Origin of the sequence: Aeromonas sp. TW 6, assembly GCF_013168745.1 — a bacterium.
Taxonomy (GTDB): domain Bacteria; phylum Pseudomonadota; class Gammaproteobacteria; order Enterobacterales; family Aeromonadaceae; genus Aeromonas; species Aeromonas caviae.
Genome location: NZ_JABERS010000097.1, coordinates 1 through 2,930, shown reverse-complemented (window position 1 = coordinate 2,930; position 2,930 = coordinate 1). Strand labels below are relative to the sequence as shown.

Here is a 2,930-nt window from a genome sequence, read left to right as displayed (position 1 = left end):
TCATCAATGCATAGGGATGGCAAACCTGCTGGCCCGAGTGAAACACTTCATGGATACCGTGTCTCCTTTCCCGGGGAATGGCTATGGCACAGCGAAGGTGTAGCACTATTGGGATCAGTTATTTAGGCACATTGTAGATTGGTCCCTTGAAGATCCTAGATTGGCCCCTTGAAGATCCAGACACTTCGCCCCTCTTAACTTAAGAGGTAGTCTTGGAACTATGTTCAGTACTAGTCGCAACGAGAAGATGGTCGAAGTAATGGGATGGTCGCCCCTCCCCAAACGGCATCTAACGTGCCAATGTGGCAAAGATATTCCCACTGACTGTAGAGAGGCGAACGCTATGAAAATCACCACGATTGGCATCGATTTGGCCAAAAATGTCCTGCAGGTTCATGGCGTGGATGAGCGCGGCAAAGTGCTTCTGAAAAAGCAGCTCAAGCGGGACCAGATGATCACTTTCTTTGCCAACTTGCCCGCCTGTCTGATCGGCATGGAAGCTTGTGGTAGCGCCCATTTCTGGGCCAACAAGCTGCAAGGTCTGGGGCATACCGTCAAGCTGATGGCACCTCAATTCGTCAAACCCTACGTCAAAACAAACAAGAATGATGCCCCCGATGCCGAGGCCATTTACGAAGCGGTAACCCGGCCAACCATGCGCTTCGTGCCGATAAAGAGTAGCGAACAGTTAGCCGTCCTAGCCCTGCATCGTGCTAGGCAGGGGTTCGTCAAGGCCAGGACCGCCCAGGCCAACCAGATCCGAGGACTTTTGGCGGAATATGGGCTCATCATCCCCCAGGGCATCACCCACATCGGCCAGCGTGTTCCCGAATTCCTGGAGGACAGTGAAAACTGCTTGCCAGGGACGTTTCGCCTGTTGCTGATGCGACTCCACGAGCACCTCAAGGAACTCAATAAGCAGGTCAACGAGCTGGAGGAAGCGAGCGTACGCTGGCATCGAGACAGTGTCGCCAGCCAAACATTGGCACAGCTACCCGGTATAGGTCCTATCACCACCAGCGCCCTGGTGGCCTCCATTGGCAATCCGAGAAATTTCCAGAATGGCAGGCAGTTGGCCGCGTGGCTGGGGTTGGTGCCACGGCAACACTCCAGCGGTGGCAAGCAGACCCTGCTGGGGATCAGCAAGCGCGGCGACAGCTACTTGCGCACACTGTTAATTCATGGCGCTCGGGCGGTGCTACGAGTAGCAGAACACAAGGAGTCGTTTGCAGGAAGCTGGTTGGCCGGGGTGATGGCACGGCGCAACCCTAACGTGGCGGCGGTAGCGCAGACGGCTAGAATCATCTGGGCATTGCTGGCACACGACAGAAAATATGATGCTCACAATGGCATGGCCGCATGAAAAACAGGTTTAGTAAGGGCGGGCTGACAGCCCTGCAACAAGACGGTTGGCAATGATAATGAAGCACAGATTGCGCAGGCAATCATGAAGTGATGGCGAGACAGGTCAGACCGTGGCTGGCAAAACCCGGTGTTAACACAGCACGTCGTTAAGTGCGCTGTAAGTGATAGAGGAGCCAGTCAGCGAATTCCATCAGGGATAGAGGCTGTTGCCTCGGTGAAATCCGGATCTATGGCTGCAATCTCCACCTGACTCACTTTCATTGATTGAGGGCTTGGCAAACCGGGGCGACCATCTATGTTAACAGGGGCTGAGCGTCGTCGACGCCGGAAAAGATCTCCATCGTGCAGCAGACCTTTGAGCCCGGAATGACCGTCTCTCATGTAGCTCGCTTGCACGACGTCAACGCCAACCAGCTTTTCAAATGGCGTAAGCAATTCCAGGAAAGCTCTCTCACGGCGATCACCGCCGGTGAGGATGTTGTTACAGCCTTCGAGTTGGTTGCTGCCATCAAGCAGATCCGAGAGCTCCAGCGTCTGCTCGGGAAGAAAACCATGGAGAACGAGATCCTCAAAGAAGCCGTAGAGGTTGGTCGAGCAAAAAATGGATTGCGCATGCGCCCTTGTTGCCGGGGGACGACGATTAAGTGCTGTGAGCCAGGCCCTTAATGTATCGCGTGCGCAGCTATCCGTTCGTGTTCATCGAAAACCAGGTTGGCAAGATGGTCGTCATCATCGCCTGCATGATGATGCTGCCTTACTTGGCCGGATCATGGAGGCGATGGCTGAGCTTCCCTCCTATGGCTATCGTCGAGTCTGGGCGCTGTTACGGCGTCGGTCAGAGGCAACACGACAGCCTGTGGTAAACGCCAAACGGGTATATCGCGTCATGCGCGATCATGGCCTGTTGCTGGAAAGAAAACCGGCTGCACCATTGACCCAGCGGGCACATCAGGGGCGTGTTGCCGTCAAGGAGAGCAATCGACGTTGGTGCTCAGATGGCTTCGAGTTTCGCTGCGATAACGGTGAAAAACTACGAGTCACGTTCGCCATGGACTGCTGTGACAGGGAAACCTTGGACTAGGCTGCCAGTACCGGGGGTTACGACAGTGCCACGGTGCAAGATGTCATGCTGAGGTCTGTTGAGCGTCGCTTCGGGGATGCGTTGCCGGCATCACCGGTGGAGTGGCTGACTGATAATGGTTCGGCGTATCGAGCCCATGAGACCCGCGCGTTTGCACGAGAAATCGGGTTGGAGCCCAAAACGACTGCGGTGAGAAGCCCACAGAGCAACGGTATAGCGGAGTGCTTCGTGAAGACGATGAAGCGAGACTATATCGAGATGATGCCGAAACCAGATAGCCGAACAGCGGTAGGCAATTTGGCCATCGCGTTTGAGCATTATAACGAACACCACCCGCACAGCGCCTTGGGATACCGTTCAGGGTGAGAGCGTGAACATTTTGTTAAATTTCACCCAGTTTTTTGAGACCCGCATTGAGTACCGTTTCCAGATATTCACTGCTCATTCCTGCGATTTTTTGCTTCCGTCTTACGCTCGCCTTGCG

At 54.7% G+C, this 2,930-nt stretch carries 1 protein-coding gene and 1 pseudogene; both read left to right on the top strand.

The annotated features are described in order from the left end of the window. The first annotated feature begins 343 nt into the window (after positions 1 to 343). On the top strand, positions 344 to 1,363 hold the full coding sequence (locus HKD46_RS21050) for an IS110-like element ISAs16 family transposase (RefSeq protein ID WP_021140576.1): 1,020 nt from the start codon (positions 344 to 346) through the stop codon (positions 1,361 to 1,363). A gap of 297 nt (positions 1,364 to 1,660) precedes the next feature. Next, positions 1,661 to 2,812, top strand: a pseudogene (locus HKD46_RS21045) (IS3 family transposase). Positions 2,813 to 2,930: the final 118 nt, after the last annotated feature.